Source organism: bacterium (genome assembly GCA_014360495.1).
GTDB lineage: Bacteria > Armatimonadota > JACIXR01 > JACIXR01 > JACIXR01 > JACIXR01.
On record JACIXR010000010.1, the window covers coordinates 71,492 to 90,899 of the forward strand.

Genomic DNA, 19,408 nt, shown 5'->3' on the forward strand with positions numbered 1-19,408 from the left:
ATTGAATCCCTTAAAAAGGAGGTTTTTTAAATTGTTCGGTTTTGTATCATTGAGGGGGAGGATAGGAATCGGTGCTTCCACCTTCCTGTTCTTTCTCTTTGTGGCAGCGATTTTGGTTTTATCAGGATGTGGCGGTGGCGGGGGTGGAACGAGCTCTCAACCGCCATCTTCAGGAGAGGGCGTAATCGTATCCGTGCAGGATGCTTTCACTCGTTCTCCCCTCTCCGGAGCGAGCGTTCAAATCGGGAACCAGACCCTCGCAACAGATAGCAACGGGATAGCTTCGTTCCTTGATTTGAACCCTGGGGTCTATACTCTCACGGTATCAAAGAGCGGATATCAAGTCTTTTCCCTCAAAGTCCCTTGCAATGAAGGTATGAAATTCGTTGTTAGGCTTACTCCAAATCTAACATCCCCTGTGACCGACCAAACATTCCATCAGGCTTCTCTCAATGTTTTCGGTGCCGCAAAGGGTTTGCAGGAAGCATTCGCCTTGGTAAACTCCTCGCCCGATACAACAAAACAGGACCCATTCGTTTTCTTCATTTCCGCTAGCGAAGCCTTTTCCTCCGCTATCAATAACTTAAAGACATATAATCCAAGCAAAAACAAAGGAACTCGTTCAGTCTTAGATATTCTCTCCACTCTGGGTAGCTTGCTCAAGATAGAGCAGGGAAAAGAACAGGTTAAACAAACGAGCGATAAGCTTTACTCTGGGAAAGATGTGCCGGAGATAGACGCCTGGTTAGCTAAAAATCCATATGACGGGAAATATCATTCATTAAACGAGCTTAAACAAGATGATGAAATTGGCCCGATAATTCTCGAAACTGTTATTTATCCTCGTCTTAATTTGCAATATCAAACCCAGTCCCCGGATAGTGGCCTCAACACAGCAATTGAGGGAGCGAAAGAAATTTTTCTTTCTCAGTTCACGCAGGCTGGCGAGGTTTTCACCAATCTCATAGGGTGGGCTGTGGACAAGGTTTGGAGCGGGACTAAGGATGTAGTAATAAAGACGATAAATTATGGGCAATTAATCCTCAACAACACCAATCAAATCGCCTACTTTTGGGAAAAGGGTAAGCAGAAGCTCCTCATTGGTGAAGTGAAGAAAGATACACCTATGACGTTGCCACAAGGGACGATGGACCTTGTGGTTTCCAATGGTTCGGCACACAAGCCAACCATTCAGGATTCCATCCCGATAACGGGAGCGGGAACGCAAACGATAGAAATAACGGCCGAGCCGATAAGTGGAACTCCTCCAAGCGGTACGCAGACCTATGTTGGGAGCTATTCGGGAGATGTGATTGTTGACAACAATTTGGGGACTTGGAGACATTCTCTAAATGTAAACATTACCCTTACTATATCCAAAGATGCTGATGGATATATCACAGGGACGGAAACCTTTAATGGCACTTGGACTGTGACCCTTATCTCCCTTAAGCCCGGTATAACCTTAGACCCACCTACGAGCGGGACTTACGCCATTCAGAATGCCTCAGCGAAAATCTGGGGTTATAACGACGAGTTCGGCTCCGCTGAAACGGCTAGTGCTAAAATTGATGATTGGACTGCATATGCTATTTGGTTGACCGATGGGGTGCTAAATAGCAATTCTGCAAATGCTACACTGTGCTTTAACGGCGTTTTCCAATATAGCACTGGCATCATTACAGCTCCTGTGAGCTTGACCCTCCAAAAAGCAAAAAAGAGATAGAAACCATCTCTATAAATTCTATTGTTATACATTTAATCCTTGCACTCCCCTTTCATTTTGTGATAGAATACATAAAATTCTTGAACAAAGAAAGGGGAGAGCATTTTCTTGCGCATTCTCTACATTGATATTGACACGCTCCGTCCCGACCATCTTTCCTGTTATGGCTATAGAAGGGAGACCTCCCCAAATATAGATAGGATAGCAAAGCAGGGAATCATCTTCACTAACTGCTTTGCTTCCGATGCGCCCTGCCTTCCCTCCCGCGCCGCTATGTTCTCAGGCAGATTCGGAATCCATAACGGCGTTGTAGGGCATGGAGGGACCGCCGCAGACCCCTTCATCGTCGGCGCCAAAAGAGGCTTCAGCCATCAAAGGGAGTATTGGGGATTCGTCGAACTTTTGAAGAAAGCGGGCGGATTCTACACTGTCTCTGTTAGCCCCTTCGCCGAAAGGCATTCCGCTTGGTGGTTCTGCGCCGGCTTTCGGGAATTCTTCAATCCGGGAAAGGGAGGAATGGAAATCGCCACTGATGTATACCCCTACGCTGAGGAATGGCTGAGAAAGAACGCCGAGAAGGATAATTGGTTCGTCCATATAAACTTCTGGGACCCTCACACACCCTATAGAACCCCTAAAGAAGAAAGGGTTGACCTTGGTCCTATTCCTCCCCAAGCTAAATGGCTGACGCAGGAGATAATTGATCGGCATCTCCAAAGCTTCGGTCCCCATAGCGCAAGTGAACCCTTTGGAATAGGGGAAAAAGAAGTTGAGATATGGTGGAAGAGCTTTTGGGAAGATATCCCCACGCGAATAGATTCACCGGAGGCGTTCTATAAATGGATTGACGGTTACGACCAAGGGATAAGATTCGCCGATAAATATGTTGGGAAAATTTTGGAAATCTTGGAGGAAAAGGGCGTTCTTGAGGATACAGCGATTATCGTAACTTCGGACCACGCCGAAAACCTGGGAGAATTGAATGTTTATGGTGACCATCAGACCGCTGATTACATCACAAACAGGGTTCCCTTTATTCTGAAATGGCCGGGCTTGGAGCCTGGCATCAATAACTCTCTCTATTATCAAGTGGACCTTGCCGCAACGATTTTAGGTCTATTGAAAATTGAAATTCCTAAAAGATGGGATGGAATTGATTTCTCAGAGGAACTAAAGAGAAAAACATATAAGGGAAGAGATTATCTCGTCATAAGCAATTGCGCCTGGAGTTGTCAAAGGAGCGTTGTTTGGAACGATTGGCTGATGATAAGGACTTATCATGAGGGGTTGAAGGATTTTCCCAAGATAATGCTTTTCAACATAAAAGATGACCCTCACGAAGTGAGGAATCTCGCGGAGGAAAGACAAGATATTGTGGGCAAGTGCATGATATTGCTTGACGAGTGGCACGAGGAAATGATGAACAAATCCGATAACAGAGTAGACCCTATGCAGACCGTTTTAAAGGAAGGCGGACCATATCACACAAGAGAAGATGCGGAAGCATATGCCAATAGGTTGAAGGAGACTGGAAGGGAAAAGAATGCGGAGAAAATCCTCAACTGGTTAAAAGAAGGGAGGTATTGGAGATGAGAAAGGTCATCTTTCTAGGCTACGACGGCTTGATGTACGAGATGATAGATAAGTTCGTTCAAGAGGGGATAATGCCAAATTTCGCCAAGGTTCTGAAGAGGGGCGTGTTCTCTCGCCATCTTCCCTCGCCTCCCACCGATACCCCTACCAATTGGACATCATTGGCAACAGGGGCATATACGGGAACACACGGCATCAATACATTCGGCGTTCATCTCCCTGGCGAGCCATTTGAAAATGTTCATAAATTTGGAGCCAATATCTTCCCAAGGTATGCTGACCACTGGAAAAAAGAGGATGCATTAAATAGGTTCTCAAGGGCGGAATATATCTGGCAATCGGCGGAACGAGCGGGCAAGAAATGCATTTTAATCAACTATCCCGGTGGCTGGCCACCAAACATCAAAAAGGGAATAACTATTGATGGAACGGGACCATATTCCTCAATCCTTTCAAGGTTGAGCTATCCAAATCTCTTTAGCTCTGCGGGCGATGCATCCGAGCAAAGCATAAAATTGCAAATCGTTCCTGCCTTCGGCTGGACTAACCCGCCTAAATCCAAGTCCCAACCCCTTGAAAGCGCCCTTCTAATCTCAGGGGAAGGAGAGCTCGTCCTCCAAAATGAGGAATGGGTTTGGAAGAGCGAGAGCGCTCCCCGCAATTCCATCGTTTACAATTTACTTTTAATAAACTCCAAAGGAGATGGATACGATAAGCTGATTATCTGCAAAGGGAAAAACGGAAAGGAAAAGCTTGCAGCTTTGGATGTGGGAGGGGAAACGAAATGGCTTTGGGAGGAATTTTCCACTCCCTTCGGCGTTTTCAGAGGAAAATTCAAGCTGCGCCTGCTTGAGTTCTCTCCCGATGGAAAGAATCTCAAAATCTATCGCACAACTATTTTCAATACCGATGGATGGGCTTACCCGAAACGCATAGCTGATGAATTGATTGATGACCTCTTAAGGCGGGGGAAGGATTTGCTCTCCGATGGAACGAAAGAAGATATCCCTAAACCTATGCCTCTCTGCCAGGTCTATGAATCAATTGATGACCAAGCAACCAGCCTCGCCATAACAGCCAAATATCTTGCGAATAAATACGATTGGGACCTCCTCTTTATTCAGCTCCACGCTCCCGATGGCTTGAATCATCAAAAGTTAAGCGAACTCTGCCCTCAGTGGAAGGATTATGACCCTGAGGAATCCAGGAAGGCTTGGGAGGAATTTCGCCATCAATATGGGATTTTTGATAGGCTTCTTGGAGAGCTTCTCAACAATTGTGCCGATGAGGAGACCCTCTTAATCATAGTTTCAGACCACGCTGCCATCCCCACATTCAAAAGGGTCTGGCTCGGGAAGTTCTTTGAGGAAGCAGGTTTGGTCGTTTACAAACCCGCTGAGGAAGGCGGAATGCTTCCCGAGGAAAAATGGGACCCCCAAGCTCCCAGCTACAAAATAGATGTAGAGAGAAGCAAGGTTTTCGTAGGAGGGAATCCCTTTGCTCAAAATATATGGGTTAACTTGAAGGGAAGAGAGGTGAATGGAATAGTTGAGCCCGGAGAGGAATATGAGGAAGTTGTGAAGAAGTCAATAGAGATTCTCTACTCAATAGTTGACCCTGAAACAGGCGAGCATCCCATCGCCTTAGCGCTTCCCAAAGCATCAGCAGATTTGCTCGGTCAATGGGGAGATAGTGTAGGTGATGTGATTTTCTACTTCAAGCCACCTTATACGGAAGTCGTTGGCGCTCACAGTTTCACCGCTATTTCCGAGAGAATTTATAAATCCAACGGATTCTTTGATGTTAAAAGGGGTGGAGGAATGCAGGGCATTCATCATCCTTTCCTCCCCAGCGAGAAGTTCTTGGGATTCTCCGTTTCGGGAATCTTTATCGCCTCCGGTCCCCAAATAAAGAAGAATTACAGACGCACCGCTCCCCTTCACTCTCCAGACATCGTCCCCATCATCTGCCAATGGCTGGGAATCCCTCATCCCGCTCAGTGCGAGGGACGAGTCCCCTTGGACATATTTGAATAGAATCCGGAGCGATGAGAAGACCAAACATCATACTCATCCATTCTGACCAACATAGGTTTGATTGTCTTGGCATCAATGGACATCCTTTACTACAAACGCCAAATTTGGATAGGCTCGCACGGGAAGGAGTGAATTTCACGAATGCTTTCACTCCTGCCCCTATATGCACTCCCGCGAGGGCAAGCCTCTTCACGGGACTCTGGTCAACTCAGCATCTTTGCCTCAGCATCCCGGGAACGGAAATCTACCGACCAGCTAATCCCAATCTTCCCACATTCTCCAAAATCCTGGGCGAAAACGGCTATATCCTAGGCTATGTGGGTAAATATCACGACGAGCTCCCAGGAACGCCCAAGGATTACGGATTTCAGGACTATATCCCTCTTTCCGATTACCTGAAATGGAGAAAGGAAAAAGGGCTTCCATTGGAGAAGGAGGGGTTTGTCCTATTCGCCGGTTATCTGATAAAGAAGAAGGAATTCCCTTATATGTGGTTCGGGGAAGAGGATGTAATCAATAAACCCGAGGAGACAATGCTTGCCTGGGGAGCAGACCGCATGATAGAGCTCATAGAGAGGTATCACTCTTCAGGAAAGCCTTTCTTCATAAGATGGGACCCGGTCGAGCCCCATCTTCCCAATGTCGTTCCAGAGCCCTATTATTCTCTCTATCCGCCCGAGAAAATCAAGCCTTGGAATAGTTTCCCCGACCCACTTGAGAAAAAGCCCTTCATACAGTCCCAGCAGAGGAGAACCTGGAAAGTTGAAGGATGGGGATGGGATAAGTGGGCGCCCATTGTGAGCAGATATTTAGGGGTTATCACTTTGCTTGACCATCAAATCGGCAGAATAATGGAGAAGCTAAGGGAGCTTGGGATAGAGGACGATACCCTCATCGTCTACACGACCGACCACGGGGATATGTGTGGAGGGCATGGGATGATGGACAAGCACTTTGTTATGTACGAAGATGTCGTGCATGTTCCCTTGATTATGCGCTATCCTCCCCTTTTGCCCAAAGGGAAGGTCTGTGAGGAATTCGTCATAAACGAGATTGACCTCGCAACGACATTCCTGAGCCTTGCCGGGCTTCTCATCCCCGACACATTTATAGGGAAGGACCTCATGAAGATTGCCAGAGGGGAGGAGAAGGGAAGAGATGATGTTCTATCAATTTATCATGGAGCCCAGCTGGGTTCTTGGACTCAGAGGATGGTGAGGGATAGGGAATGGAAGTATGTTTGGAATGCTTCAGGCGAGGATGAGCTTTACAATCTCAAAGAAGACCCCGGTGAGCTGAGGAATTTAGCTCAGGAACCGGTTTATAAAGAAGAACTTGCGAGATTGAGAAAAAGACTTGTTCAATGGATGGAGGAAGTGAATGATATTATGCTGAACAGCTGGACGAGAGCTCAACTTGAGGAGGGGACAAAGCCCTGAAGAGAATCTCCTCAATCCTTATAAAACCCGTTTCCTCAGATTGCAATGCTCGCTGCACCTATTGTTTTTATCGTCGCCCTTTAGACCCTTATAAAGGCGATAAATCACATATAATGAGCGACGATGTATTGGAGAGCTTGATATCCCAATATCTGAAAATGAGCGGTCAGATGGCGATTTTCTCCTGGCAGGGTGGCGAGCCAACCCTTGCGGGGCTTGATTTCTACGAAAAAGTGATAAAATTAGAGATAAAATACAGCAAACCGGGACAGATTATCGGCAACGCCCTTCAAACAAATGCACTCCTCATAGATGAGGACTGGGCGAGTTTCTTTAAGGAATACAATTTCCTCATGGGAGTGAGCCTGGATGGACCAAAGGAGGTCCACGAGTTCTATAGGGGGAGAGGTTCTTTTGAAAGGGTTATGGAAGCTATAAACATCTTGAAAGCTTATGATGTGGAATTCAATATCCTAACAGTGATAAGCGATGTGAATCAGGACAAGGGAAGGGAACTCCTTGATTTCTTCCTCTCCCAAGAGCTCTTTTATCTTCAATTCATCCCCTGCGTGGAGAGGGATTATCAGACTAACGAGGTAACGCCTTTTTCCGTGAATCCAGATGGATTCGCCAAGTTCCTTAAAAAGACATTTGATAAATGGTTCAATAAAGGCAATCCTTTCTTTTCCCTAAGGGATTTTGAAAACATCCTTATGATTTATATGGGGCTTGAGCCAGAGCTTTGCCAATACAAGAAGGAGTGCGGAGATTATGTGGTAGTGGAATATAACGGAGATGTTTATCCTTGCGATTTCTTCGTCTTTAAAGAATGGAGGTTGGGTAATATTATGGAGAAACCGCTTGAGGAAATCATCTCCAACAACGAGGTCTTTGAGAGGTTCAAAAAATTGAAGACAAGCGATTATGAGGAATGTTCAAAATGTAAGTGGAGATTAATTTGCAATAAGGGTTGTCCGAGGTTTCGTGTGAATTACAAAGGGGAAATCGTGGGGCATAATTATCTTTGTTCAGCTTATAAGGAATTCTTCTCCTATTCCGAGAAGAGATTCAAGGAACTCGCTTCAAGAACGAAGAGTGGTTATTAGAATGATTGGCAGAGTTATTTCTTTTTCTTTATTTATACTTTTCTCTTTTTCATTTGCTTTTCCTTATGAATCGGAGGTGAGAAAATTGCGGTATTCCTGCCAGGATATGAAGCTAAAGATAGAAGGAGGAGAAGTGGTTGTAGAGGGCAAGAGAATAGCGATTAAGCCAAGGGAATTCTCAATTGACTCACCCTCTCAAATTGAGATTAAAGAGGAGATTGTAAGCATAGGCGATGAGAAGCCAGAGGGATGGTGGTCGGGAACGAGGCTAACGGGAACTAAAACACACCTTCTATACCATGGACTCCCAGGTTGTCTTGTTCCCCACTCAGTTATCGTCAAATCCCTTGATGACTCTATTGTTTACGAAGAGGGGAGGGATTATCTCGTTGACCACACTTGGGGAGCAATTGGAAGGGTTCCAACGGGAAGGATACCTCCGGGAGCATCCGTCCTCGTGAGCTATAAATATAGCCTACAAAGAATTGATTTGGTAGAGGTCAACGAAAATGGAAATCTTGTCTTAAAGAAGGGGAGGGAAGAAAAGACCTGCCCCCTCCCACCCAAGCCAGATGTGGGCTACTATCCTCTACTTCACATTTATCTTCCCTATCACACAAAAGAATTAAGCGATGAGCTCGTTTATCCCGTCGGTCCCTCCTATCCCCAACCGACGAGGGAGGAACTGCTCGCCAACGCTAGCTTCGTCTCCAAAACTCTTGGGAAGCTGAGGAGGGGAGAGGAAGTGACAATCGTCTTTTGGGGAGATAGCGTAACTGCTGGCGGCGATGCAAGTTCACCAGATAAGGCCTTCCCCGCTCGGTTCGTGAAAATGCTGCAGGAAAGGTTCCCTAAAGCGAAGATAAGGATGGTGAATGCGGGAATAGGCGGCTCAAATACGAATCAGAGATTACCGCGCATAGAGAGTGAAGTTCTGGCATTTAAGCCTGACCTTGTTGTTATTGAATTCGTAAATGATATGGGCTTCAGTGAGGAGAATTTGCGTGATAACTATTATAAAGCGATAGATTTGATAAGGGAGAAGGGAGGAGAGGTGATAATTCTCACTCCACATTTCACTATGCCCTCAATGATGGGGTTGAGCTCGGTTAAAAACGCGAAGGAAACGAGGAAGGCGGTGGAGATTTTGCGGAAGATAGCGAAGGAGAAAGGAGTGGGATTAGCAGATGCGAGCAAGAGATGGGAGCATCTCGCTAAAGAAGGCATTCCCTATGTTACGCTTTTATACAACGGAATAAACCATCCCGATGATAGAGGGCATCTTCTGTTTGTGGAGGAGTTGTTGAAGTTCTTCCCCGAGTGAGAGAAAGGGATTAACTGCGAAACAGAAAGCGAGCTGACTGTGAACTAAAAAGAAAGGTCGGGCTTCCACAATATGACAAATCGCACCTCTCGGGGAAATGCATATCTCTTACAAATTAGGAGTGATTGCTTAAATCTGCGAATTTTGTATAATGCTTCTTGATTAAACTGGAACTTTTTAAATTTTATCTCGTCTAATTATTTAGAAAGGAGAGTGATAATATGAGATTGAAAACTCTTGAGAGCATTGTAACAGGTTTGCTCGTTGCCAGCCTCCTCATTCTTGCTGGCTGTGGAGGTTCATTGGTTAACTCCACCTCAACAAGCTCAACCCCAACGGGAAGCGGCGATTTGAGATTAACAATTCAATGGCCTACCCGCACAATCCCGGAAAATACCGCCTATGTAGTCGTTAAGATAAGCGGTGTGGGGTTAGAAAAACCAATAGAGCAGGAGGTTGAGCGTCCAGCTGGTGAGGTTCAAGTGAGCATCACTATTACAGTACCAGCTGGCGACAAGACAATCATCGTAACCGCATACGATGCAAACGATGAACCCCTCGCCGTGGGCGCAACTTCTGTTACCGTTTCCGCCAATACAACTACAACTGCAACAGTTGAGCTGGGTGAGATAAAGGGAGCCTTCTTCCCGTTAAATGTTGGGAACGAATGGAATTACGATGTCTCTATAACCAATACACTGGGGAAGCTTTCCAAGGAGGCAAGGGAAGGACTGCCTGATTATGTTCCTTATCCCTTTGAGGCTAAAGGAACAGCAGTTTGGAAGGTTGTTTCCTATGAGGAAAACCTCTTCCCCACTCCGGTATACGCTCTTCAGATGAGCTTCAAACTTGACACCATAAACCCAGCTCCTGGCTCCCTCGGGAGTGTGCCTCCGTCAACGGGACTTCCCAAATCTCCCTCTATAACAGCCTATCTCAGCGGTGGAACAAGTGAAAATCTCCTTCTTTGGGGGTTAAAGAACGATTGCCCCGATTGCCAATACGACTGCGAGATAAAGAGATTCGTTCCACCTCTTCTCCTCCTCGACCTCTCACTTCCTCAAAGCTGGATTATGGGCAAGGCTTTCGGGCTGATATGGAACGCAAATTATGTGGGAGAAGAAACGATTGACACCCCCATAGGTTCGTTCAATTGCGTGAAGGTTAGCTATAAATCAACGCCTGTTGCGGTTGTGGTGAAGAAATCCGCTAATGAGGAAGTTCCCGCGAGGGCGACTATAAGCGCGGATGTTTGGTATGCGGATAAGATAGGGGTTGTGAAGGAGGTTATAACAGTTGTTCCTTCTGGTTATAGCGTGATGCAGGGAAAAGAGAAGCCCATATGGAATTGCACATATCTATTGAAGGGGACGAATTTAGTATCGGGGAATGTTGAGGTAGTAATAAAATAAGGAACTTTTTAAAGGGAATTTTTGAGGGGGCGTCTCGCTTAAGCGAGACGCCCCCTTTTTATTACGCCTTCCACAAACCGTGGATATTACAGTGTTCCCTAGCCTCTATCTTCTCCCCTTTCACGCAAAATTCAGCCTCGGGCTTATCTCCAGGATTCAAATATTTCCTGTAAACCTCACCATCCACCCACACCTCTATCCACTCAATGTAATGCTTCTCCTCCATCGGATGGGGAACAGAACCCACCTTCACCAATATCCCGCCCTCCGTCTTCTCAATAACGGGCACATGCTTCTCCATACCTACATCTTCGGTTTTCTCAACGAGCAACTCCATCGGTTGCCCACAGCACACCAACTGCCCTGCCCCGGGATGCAACACCTCAACGATGTTGCCACATATATTACACTTGTAAATCTCTCCCTTTTTCGTCATTTCCTATCCTCCTTTCTTTTCCAAATCCTCTTTGAGGTTCTCCAAATCCTCCTCGTGCTCTATCTCGTCCTCCAATATCTCAAGCACGAGATGATAGGTGACAGGGTCCTTGTCCTTTAGCTCTTTGAGGAGGTTATTGTAAATCTCAATTGCACACTGCTCCCCCTTTATGTTCTGCTCAAGGACAGCGGAGACGCTTGGGTCTTCGGGGGCGGCGTATCCACAGTTCGTCATCTTGAGCCATTCCTCGGGGGAGAGAAGGGGAACGCCCCCGAGCTGGATTATCCGCTCGGCGAGCTTCTCGGCGTGAGCGAGCTCCTCTCCAGCGTGTTCGCTTAGCTCGGCGCTCACAGGTCCCCTCAAAATTCCCTTAACGACCTTCGCCCCTACCCAATACTGGTAGTAGGCTAACCATTCATCCGCAAGGGCTTTATTGAGCTTCTCTATAATCTGCTCAACGCCCTCGCCAACAATCTTTTTCCCTTTCGTGCCCATGCTTTAATCCCTCCTTTCTCAAAAATTTTATAGCTTTCGGTGGCAGAACCACCAGTCAAAGCAAGTGTACTTCTTGGGTCTTTCCTCCGCATCCTTAACCGTGTTGGCGGGAGGAATAATCACTTCATCGCCTATAAGCTCGTTGTTCGGCCAGTTTGCCGGCATAGCTACTCCATTAGCATCAGCTGTTTGCAGCCCTTTCACCATTCGCAAAATCTCATCCATGTTTCTTCCCAATTCCTGGGGATAATACAACATAGCTCTTATGACACCCTTGGGGTCGACGATGAAGACAGCTCGTACCGTATTCGTTCCCTTGGCTGGATGGATGAGCCCGAGCTTATTGGCAACCTTTCCAGTGTCGTCGGCGATGACTGGGAACTCTATCTCCAGTCCGAGTTTCTCCTTAATCCATTCCACCCACTTTATGTGGGAGAAAACCTGGTCTATGCTTAGACCTATCAACTCGCAGTTCAGTTTCCTGAACTCATCATAGCGCTTCTGGAAAGCGACGAACTCAGTCGTGCACACGGGTGTGAAGTCCGCGGGATGGCTGAAGAGTATGAACCATTTACCCTCGTAGGCATCAGGTAGCTGTAGCGTTCCGTGCGTCGTCTTTACCTCCATTTGGGGAAACCTTTCTCCAATCAAGGGCATCCCCTTCACCTCTTCACAACAACAAGCCTGGTTAGACATATAAAATCACCTCCATTAAAAATTATGTCTAACTAATTCAATAATTGCAAAGAGAATTTATTTCCTTGAAATTTTCAATTTACTCCCCCCAAAAATTCCCTTGCACAATTTAACCTGTAACGAGATAATTTGATTATGATTAGGAGAACGATTTTAATTGCTTCCCTTTTCTTCTCTTTGATTTCACCCAGCCAGTCCCTTAAAGGGTTCTTAAAGCTATCTCTAAGGGAATATGTTGATAAGATGGCGGGTGGATGGCTCGGGCAGATGGTGGGTGTGGGCTGGGGAGCGCCCACGGAGTTTCGTTACTGCGATGAGATTATTCCCGATGAAGCGGTTCCTAAATGGGAACCCTCTATGGTCAATCAATTCTATCAAGACGACCTTTATGTCGAGATGGTGTTCCTTTCTGCCCTTGAGAAATATGGCTTGGATATCAAACCAAGACAAGCGGGAATAGCTTTTGCAAACACGACTTTCGGATTAGCCCACGCAAATCAACAAGGTAGGAGCAATCTTCGCATGGGAATCGCTCCTCCCGATTCCGGTCATCCTGCTTTCAATCCTCACGCCGACGATATTGATTATCAAATAGAAGCCGATTATTCCGGACTTATAGCACCTGGGCTTCCCAATGTGCCCGTGAGAATGGGGGAGATATTCGGGAGATTGATGAACTACGGGGATGGCGTATACGCGGGTCAATTCGTTGGAGGGATGTATTCCGCTGCTTTCTTTGAGAAGGATATGGTGAAGATAGTGGAGACGGGACTTCGCTGCATTCCCAAGGGAAGCCAATATTATGAGTGCATAAGCGATGTGCTCAAATGGTTCAAGGAGAATCCCAACGATTGGAGGAAAACCTGGTTGAAGGTGAAGGAGAAATATCAAGATAACCCTGCTTACAGGCGTTTCTCCTGTAGCGGTCCGTCCTCCAAATTCAATATAGATGCGAAGATAAACGGTGCTTATGTGGTTATCGGTCTCCTCTATGGTGGAGGAGATATTGAGAGGACGATAAAGATAGCCATGCAGTGTGGGCAGGATTCGGACTGCAATCCTTCCACAGCGGGAGGAGTATTATTTACAACGATTGGGTTTTCAAAAATACCCGAAAAATATAAGCGAGCTCTGGATAGGAAACAGAAGTTTGCTGGCTCAGATTACGATTTTGATAAACTGATAGCGGTATGCGAGAAACTCGCAAGGGAAGTCGTTTTGCGAACAGGAGGGAAAATAATCAAAGATAAAACAGGGGAGGAATATTTCCTCATCCCCATAAAATCTCCCACACCAAGCAGGTTGGAACAATCCTGGAATCCCAGACCGATAAGGGGCGAAAGATTTACAAAAGAGGAAATGAAGGAAATAATTTCAAAGGAGTGAGAAAAGCGAAGTTATATGAAATGGTTAACCTCTTTCTTCTTTTTCATTTCCGGTCTTTCCCTTGCTGATTTCTTGAGGCTCTCAACTCTTCTTATATCTCCCGTAGAAACGCTGATTATTTCAAAGCCCGTTCTTTTGGACAAAGATTTGAGCGTTCAAAAGTCGGTTTTTATTGAGAAAGATGGATATATAGTCCAAGGTGGCAAGTATAGACTGAGGATTGAGGCTCCTTTTACCGCGCCGGTAAAGCAAATCTTCAAGAATTTTTCGCCCGGAGAGATTACATTCTCTCCCCAGAGTGTTAAGGAGGTTTATCCTCAATGGTGGGGAGCAAAGGGAAACGGAATAGATGACGATTATATCCCTATTCAATCCGCAATAGACTCCCTTTCGCAGACGGTCTTTCTTTTAAAGGGGCGTTATCGCTTCACAAAGCCGTTAAACATAACCAATAGGGCACACGGTTTGAATCTTATAGGGCAGGGGCAAAGCGAGGATGGTTCAATTTTGGTCGGCGATACGGGAGGTATAGCGATTGATGTCTCCGGCTCTCGCTACATAAATATCTCAAATCTCGCCATAGTGGCAGGTGAGAAAAATCCATCAACAGTGGGCATTCTCTTTTCCCGAACTAAGGAAGTGGGGTTCGTTGAATTCAACAATATTGAGAATGTCTGTATAAAACTCACTTCCAATGGAAAGGCGAATAACGGGAATGGAACGGTGGCAATTTATAATAATGCAAGCGAGCTTTGGCGAGCGCGGAACATCTACTTGATGGCTGACAACCCACTCGTTTTCACTGGCTATAACATTTTCAAGATAGACTCTCCCTATACAAAGAGGGAAGAAGGTTATGTATCAATGTCCGAATGCACTGTGGATGGCGCGTCAACGCTTCACGCATTCTTGGGACCAGCGATTACGATTGACAATGGGGATACAATTGAAGTCCTAAATGCCTATCTAACCCGTTCTGGCGATGGCGGTTTTCCCTATGCTATAAAAGTTATGAACTTCTGGGCGATAAATCTGACCTATACTGGACATATTGAGGGTTTCAAGCGATTTCTCTATACGGATGTATCAAATTTAGTTGGATGTCATTTCAAAGCGACCCTCTATCAAAACGGCGAGCCCCTTATATACCTTGACGGGAGCAAGGAGAGACCGAGCCTACAAGGTTGTGAGATAAATCTGATTCCCGAGCCCACATCCAAGCCTTCCTGCTTGGTTTTGGGTAGGGGGAAAGTGGTGGTTAACAATAACAGAATCTTGCTGTATGGAGGGCAAAGTATAGATTGTAAGGAAGGAGAATTCAGAGGAAATATCGTGCAGGCTTGGGATGAAGAGCCCATGATAAAAGTAAACGAGTCATCAAGTTCATATGTTCTAATTACGCCCAAAGGTATGAAGCCTTTATAGATATAATGTGCAGAAAAAATAGAGTGCTTCCGAGAATTTTAACTATAAGGCTCGCAGAGAGGGGTATTGGTTTTAAGTGATAAGCTTCCTCACTATCAATGACGGAGAAGATAGCATCTATTTTTTGAACCCAACAATCGTTTGAATAATTTAAAAAAGATATTGGAATATAGGGTTAGAATTGGCAAAGGAAGCTTTGGGCGTTTCAAGAAGCACAAGCTACGGATGGAGAAAGATGTACAAAGACTCAGTTATAACCCTGAGCGCCGACCTTTCTCAAGAAGACCTAAAAACCAAAGAAAAAGAAACTGGGATAAGAAGAGTGAATAAAATATACAAAACAGCTAAAGGACAAAGAAGAAAATATTAGACCGAATGCAAAGGTTTCTTTATGGGAAGTCTCCCAAGGAGTCTCAAATGTTGTGGAGTTAAACAATCGTTTGACTTTTTGCTTCTAAAATATTTAAATAGTCAATTATGAAGAGAAAGAAGAAAAGGGGCACACCAGCGAAGCCACCGAGGATTTCCCCGCAAAAGATTGCCGAGCAAAAGATTGAGAAGCCGTCTATCCTCCAGCAGGTAAGGCTTGGGTTGCGCCTCCTTGCTCTTGCCCTATTCCCCTTTGCTGATGTCTATCAGATATTGGACCTTGAATGGCTTGCCCTTGTTTTTCTTCTCGGCTCAGCCCTCGTCTTCTATGAGATGCTTGACCATTACAGGAAAGAAAGATATTGGCGAGGTTTTTGGCTCGTCCTCCTCTTCTATATCCTTTCCTTTGGTTCCCTTATGCTCGCTATATCCCTCCATTTCTCCTGGGTGGATTCATCCAGTTTGTCTTTGAAAATTCTATTCACCATTCCGCGCCTCGTGGGCGCCTATTATCTCGTGAAGATTCTCCCCCAAATCTATCCCTATCGTTAGCCCGCCCCGTATTTGACTTAATCTCCCTTCATCCTTATAATCTCTGTGAAAGGAGGATTGTATGGCGAAGATAGAAGTCAGAGCGGGAGAGTCAATAGATAACGCCCTCCGCCGATTCAGGAAAAAGCTGCAGCGTTCTGGTGTTTTGAGAGAAGCAAAACGCCACGAACACTACCTCAAGCCAAGCGAGAGGAAGAGGAGGCAAAGTAAAAGACAAAGATAATCTCCCCTAATGCGGTTCTTTAAGCGTCAGAAAAAAGCGAGGGAAAAAGGTACGAAGGGAAGGATTAGAAAGCATTTCCTTCCCTTCGTGATTGCCACCATCGTTACTTCTGCCCTTCTTTCCCTTCCTCTTTCTTTTCGTTCCTTCTCCCTCCACATAGGGAAACCTGCCCCCTTTGATATAAGGGCTTTTCGCACCGTTCAATATATTGATGAGGAAAAAACGGAGGCTTTGAGAAGGGAAGCGGAGAATAGGGTTCCCCTCCAATATGTGGCGGTCAGCTTTGCCAACACGGAGGCGGAGGATGCCCTTCGTGATTGTTTTCGTCTCATCAGGGAAGCAAGGACAGGGACTTCTCTAACAGCCGAACATCTCCAATCCCTTCGTTCTTCCCTCCCCATCTCATTGTCTATTCAATCCCTCACCACCCTCCTACAATCAAAGGAGGATCTCTTCCAACTTGAGGATAAGGCTATCCAGATACTTCGTCTCGTCATGCAGGGAAACATAAGGGATAACGAAGCGGACTTGAAGATGGCGAGGGAAAAAGCAATCGCTTTGGTAAAGCGCGCTTTTCCTAACGCAAAGGAAGCATCAGCGATTGCCGAGCTTGTCTCCAAAGCGGTGCGGGCGAATCTTGTAGTTGATAGGCAAGCGACGGAGAAGCTGAGGGAAAAGGCGAGGAGTTCCGTGAAGCCAGTCTATGAGAGGATAATGTTCGGCGAATTGCTTGTGCGTAAAGGCGAGAAGATAACACCTGAAATATACAACAAGCTCTTGGCTTTGGGGCTCGTTGGTCGCCTTCCACCACTTAAGGATGTCGTAACCCTTTTTTTCGCAGTCCTTCTTTCATATTCAATAATTCTTCTTTACCTTTATCATTATAAGAAAGAAATATACGATGATTTGAGACTTCAATCCCTTCTTTGGCTTCTCTTATTTTTAGGCTTTTGGGGCTTCAAGTTGGGGATATCCTTCCAATTCACTCCAGCGATTGTTTCCGCTGCAGTGTCCATCTCTATTGCCTCCCTTTTAGGAGGGGAAGCCGCGACAATAGTCCTTCCCTTTCTCTGCCTTCTAATGAGCCTTTCAGCTGGCGGGGAGATGCAGATTGGTGCGATGGGAGTTCTCGCGGGTGGAGTGGGGATTGTCTCAACGCTTCGTTTGAGGGAAAGAATTGACATTTTGAAATCCTCCCTTGCCTTAGCTGTAACTGTCATTCTTTCTTTCTTCCTTCTCGTAAATTGGGGTGGAAGGGAAGGGCTTCCCTTCGCTCTATTTTGGGGGACGATTAGCGCGATTCTGGGAATAGTAATTGCTTGGTTAGGCGTATCCATTCTGGAGAGGCTGTTTGGGATAACCACTCATTTTCGGTTGTTGGAATTAGCCAACCCTGAAGCGCCCATCCTTAGGGAGCTCCTCCTAAATGCTCCAGGTTCCTATCAGCACAGCATCATAACCGCCAATCTGGCGGAGGCTGCTGCTAAAGCGATTGGAGCTGATGCCCTCCTTTGCAGAGTGAGCGCGCTATATCACGATATAGGAAAGGCAAAGCGTCCCCTTTACTTCATAGAGAACCAGTTAGGAGAGAACATACACGAGAGCCTCACTCCCTCCTTAAGCAGTTTGGTGATAATCTCCCATGTGAGGGATGGAGTGGAGATGGCTAAAGAGGCGAAGCTTCCTCCCAAAGTGATAGAGATAATCGCTCAGCATCATGGGACATCTCTTGTTAGCTATTTCTATCATCGTGCTTTGGGGGAGAGACCGGAGGATGTGGAGGAGGTCAAGTATCGTTATGATGGACCGAAGCCGCAGAGCAAGGAGGCGGCGATAGTTATGCTTGCGGACTCGGTTGAGGCGGCTGTGCGTTCCCTTCCCGATAAGACGCCAGAGAATGTTGAGGCTCTGGTGGATAGGATAATAAAGCAGAAATTGGCTGACGGTCAGTTGGATGAAGCGGATATCAGCTTCAAGGATTTGAGGAGGATAAAGAGCGCCTTCCTTTCCATATTGAGAGCGCTAATCCATAAGCGTCTGGAATACCCGATGGAGGAGGAAACGAAAGTTGGCGGTCAGAATAATCGCGCTAAACAAAATAGCATTAAAGAAGCGGTCGCTGAAAAGAGTAGCGAAGAAAACAATTGAGTTCGTAGGGGCAGGGGATAAGAGCATAAACATCGTTTTGGCTGATGATGCTCTTGTGAGGGAGCTAAATCGGCGCTATAGGGGGATAGATGCACCCACCGATGTTCTTTCCTTTCCCTATGAGGATAAGGACTTATGGGGGGAGGTAGTGATTTCCCTTGATACTTGTAGGAGGCAGGCGGAGGAAAGGGGACATAGCTTTGAAAGGGAGCTTTCAATTCTCATAATTCATGGAGTTCTGCATCTTCTCGGCTATGATGATGAAACGGAAGAAGGCTGGAGGGAGATGGTGAGGTTGCAGGAGGAGGTGCTGAGGAGGCTTGAAGATGAAAAAGAGGCTTAGAGATTCATTTAAGAACGCATATAGGGGGCTTTTGCAGGCTATTTTCAAGCAAAGCCATATGTTTTATTTAATGATAATCATCATCTTAGTCATTCTTCTCTTTCTATTCCTGCGAATTTCCTATATAGAATGGATAATCCTTTTTCTTGCCCTTGGCTTGCCCATTATCGCCGAGCTGATAAATACCGCTTTTGAGGTGATAGTTGACCATCTTTCTCCCCATTATAATCCCTCGGTGAGGTTGGCGAAGGATATAGCGGCGGGAGCGGTGCTTGCGAGCTTGATAACAATGAGCGGGGTTGTGGGCTTGATATTTCTTCATAGAGTTTTCCGTCCAGCGGCGCCCTTGGCGCCTTCGGAGAATAAGTTGGTGAGGCTTGTGGGAGGATTGATAATACTTTTCATAATTTTGGGGGCTTTGAAGGTATGGGGGAATAGGGGGAGGGCAGTGAAAGGAATAGTTGAGGAAAGGAGCGCTTTAGCGTTCTATTTGGCTTTATCCACTTTCTTCTTCATGAAGAGTTTACCCTTCCTGCTTGGGATGCTTTTCCTCGCTTTCTTGGTTTTCCTTTACCAATCGCGAAACTCCCACAATCTAAAAGAATCTTTCCTCGGCGCCCTTTTAGGCGTCTTACTTGCATTATTCATCTTTGTGGTATTATAGAGGAGAAAAACAAAGGATATCTTGACAGCACATTT

General features: G+C 46.0%; 18 protein-coding genes. 15 read left to right on the forward strand and 3 right to left on the reverse strand.

Annotated features, from left to right (window positions below; all coding sequences use genetic code 11):
- Positions 1–31: 31 nt before the first annotated feature.
- The 7 genes from H5T88_09120 to H5T88_09150 all read left to right on the forward strand — a co-directional run bounded on the left by H5T88_09120 (position 32) and on the right by H5T88_09150 (position 10,636).
- Complete coding sequence (locus H5T88_09120) at positions 32–1,726, forward strand: carboxypeptidase regulatory-like domain-containing protein (protein ID MBC7330502.1); 1,695 nt, start codon at positions 32–34, stop codon at positions 1,724–1,726.
- A 108-nt stretch (positions 1,727–1,834) separates the two neighbouring features.
- Positions 1,835–3,319, forward strand: coding sequence for a sulfatase (locus tag H5T88_09125; protein ID MBC7330503.1), 1,485 nt, complete (start codon positions 1,835–1,837; stop codon positions 3,317–3,319).
- Positions 3,316–5,355, forward strand: coding sequence for an alkaline phosphatase family protein (locus H5T88_09130; GenBank protein ID MBC7330504.1), 2,040 nt, complete (start codon positions 3,316–3,318; stop codon positions 5,353–5,355). Before H5T88_09125 ends, H5T88_09130 begins: the two co-directional genes overlap by 4 nt.
- Positions 5,356–5,366: 11 nt before the next feature.
- Positions 5,367–6,794, forward strand: a complete 1,428-nt coding sequence (locus tag H5T88_09135; GenBank protein MBC7330505.1) for a sulfatase-like hydrolase/transferase — start codon at positions 5,367–5,369, stop codon at positions 6,792–6,794.
- Positions 6,791–7,900: an anaerobic sulfatase maturase gene (locus H5T88_09140; protein ID MBC7330506.1), complete on the forward strand. Its 1,110-nt coding sequence runs from the start codon at positions 6,791–6,793 to the stop codon at positions 7,898–7,900. Before H5T88_09135 ends, H5T88_09140 begins: the two co-directional genes overlap by 4 nt.
- Before the next feature lie 85 nt (positions 7,901–7,985).
- Positions 7,986–9,224 (forward strand): hypothetical protein, encoded by a 1,239-nt coding sequence (locus H5T88_09145; GenBank protein ID MBC7330507.1) that lies wholly within the window; start codon positions 7,986–7,988, stop codon positions 9,222–9,224.
- A gap of 221 nt (positions 9,225–9,445) precedes the next feature.
- Positions 9,446–10,636 carry a hypothetical protein gene (locus tag H5T88_09150; GenBank protein ID MBC7330508.1) on the forward strand — a complete coding sequence of 397 codons (1,191 nt, stop codon included), beginning with the start codon at positions 9,446–9,448 and terminating at the stop codon, positions 10,634–10,636.
- 61 nt (positions 10,637–10,697) lie between these two features.
- On the opposite strand, the gene H5T88_09155 is transcribed toward H5T88_09150, so the two are convergent.
- From H5T88_09155 to H5T88_09165, 3 genes are read right to left on the reverse strand one after another with little or no spacing between them, the layout of a single operon-like run.
- Entirely contained in the window at positions 10,698–11,072 is a 375-nt protein-coding gene (locus H5T88_09155; protein ID MBC7330509.1) for a desulfoferrodoxin, read from the reverse strand.
- 3 nt (positions 11,073–11,075) lie between these two features.
- Positions 11,076–11,567: a ferritin gene (locus H5T88_09160; GenBank protein ID MBC7330510.1), complete on the reverse strand. Its 492-nt coding sequence runs from the start codon at positions 11,565–11,567 to the stop codon at positions 11,076–11,078.
- Positions 11,568–11,594: 27 nt separating this feature from the next.
- Positions 11,595–12,233: a peroxiredoxin gene (locus H5T88_09165; GenBank protein MBC7330511.1), complete on the reverse strand. Its 639-nt coding sequence runs from the start codon at positions 12,231–12,233 to the stop codon at positions 11,595–11,597.
- A 165-nt stretch (positions 12,234–12,398) separates the two neighbouring features.
- Between H5T88_09165 and H5T88_09170 the strand changes: the two genes are divergently transcribed.
- The 8 genes from H5T88_09170 (at position 12,399) to H5T88_09205 (ending at position 19,373) form a co-directional block, all read left to right on the forward strand.
- Complete coding sequence (locus H5T88_09170; GenBank protein ID MBC7330512.1) at positions 12,399–13,649, forward strand: ADP-ribosylglycohydrolase family protein; 1,251 nt, start codon at positions 12,399–12,401, stop codon at positions 13,647–13,649.
- Between the two features lie 15 nt (positions 13,650–13,664).
- Positions 13,665–15,074: a hypothetical protein gene (locus H5T88_09175; GenBank protein ID MBC7330513.1), complete on the forward strand. Its 1,410-nt coding sequence runs from the start codon at positions 13,665–13,667 to the stop codon at positions 15,072–15,074.
- A gap of 181 nt (positions 15,075–15,255) precedes the next feature.
- Positions 15,256–15,444, forward strand: a complete 189-nt coding sequence (locus tag H5T88_09180) for a hypothetical protein (GenBank protein ID MBC7330514.1) — start codon at positions 15,256–15,258, stop codon at positions 15,442–15,444.
- A 107-nt stretch (positions 15,445–15,551) separates the two neighbouring features.
- The gene (locus H5T88_09185; protein MBC7330515.1) at positions 15,552–15,995 is read left to right on the forward strand and encodes a hypothetical protein; all 444 of its coding nucleotides are present in this window, start codon (positions 15,552–15,554) and stop codon (positions 15,993–15,995) included.
- A 61-nt stretch (positions 15,996–16,056) separates the two neighbouring features.
- Positions 16,057–16,218 carry a 30S ribosomal protein S21 gene (gene rpsU / locus H5T88_09190; protein MBC7330516.1) on the forward strand — a complete coding sequence of 54 codons (162 nt, stop codon included), beginning with the start codon at positions 16,057–16,059 and terminating at the stop codon, positions 16,216–16,218.
- 9 nt (positions 16,219–16,227) lie between these two features.
- Entirely contained in the window at positions 16,228–18,366 is a 2,139-nt protein-coding gene (locus H5T88_09195; GenBank protein MBC7330517.1) for an HDIG domain-containing protein, read from the forward strand.
- Positions 18,287–18,709 carry an rRNA maturation RNase YbeY gene (gene ybeY, locus H5T88_09200; protein MBC7330518.1) on the forward strand — a complete coding sequence of 141 codons (423 nt, stop codon included), beginning with the start codon at positions 18,287–18,289 and terminating at the stop codon, positions 18,707–18,709. Before H5T88_09195 ends, ybeY begins: the two co-directional genes overlap by 80 nt.
- Complete coding sequence (locus H5T88_09205; protein ID MBC7330519.1) at positions 18,693–19,373, forward strand: diacylglycerol kinase family protein; 681 nt, start codon at positions 18,693–18,695, stop codon at positions 19,371–19,373. Before ybeY ends, H5T88_09205 begins: the two co-directional genes overlap by 17 nt.
- Positions 19,374–19,408 lie beyond the last annotated feature (35 nt).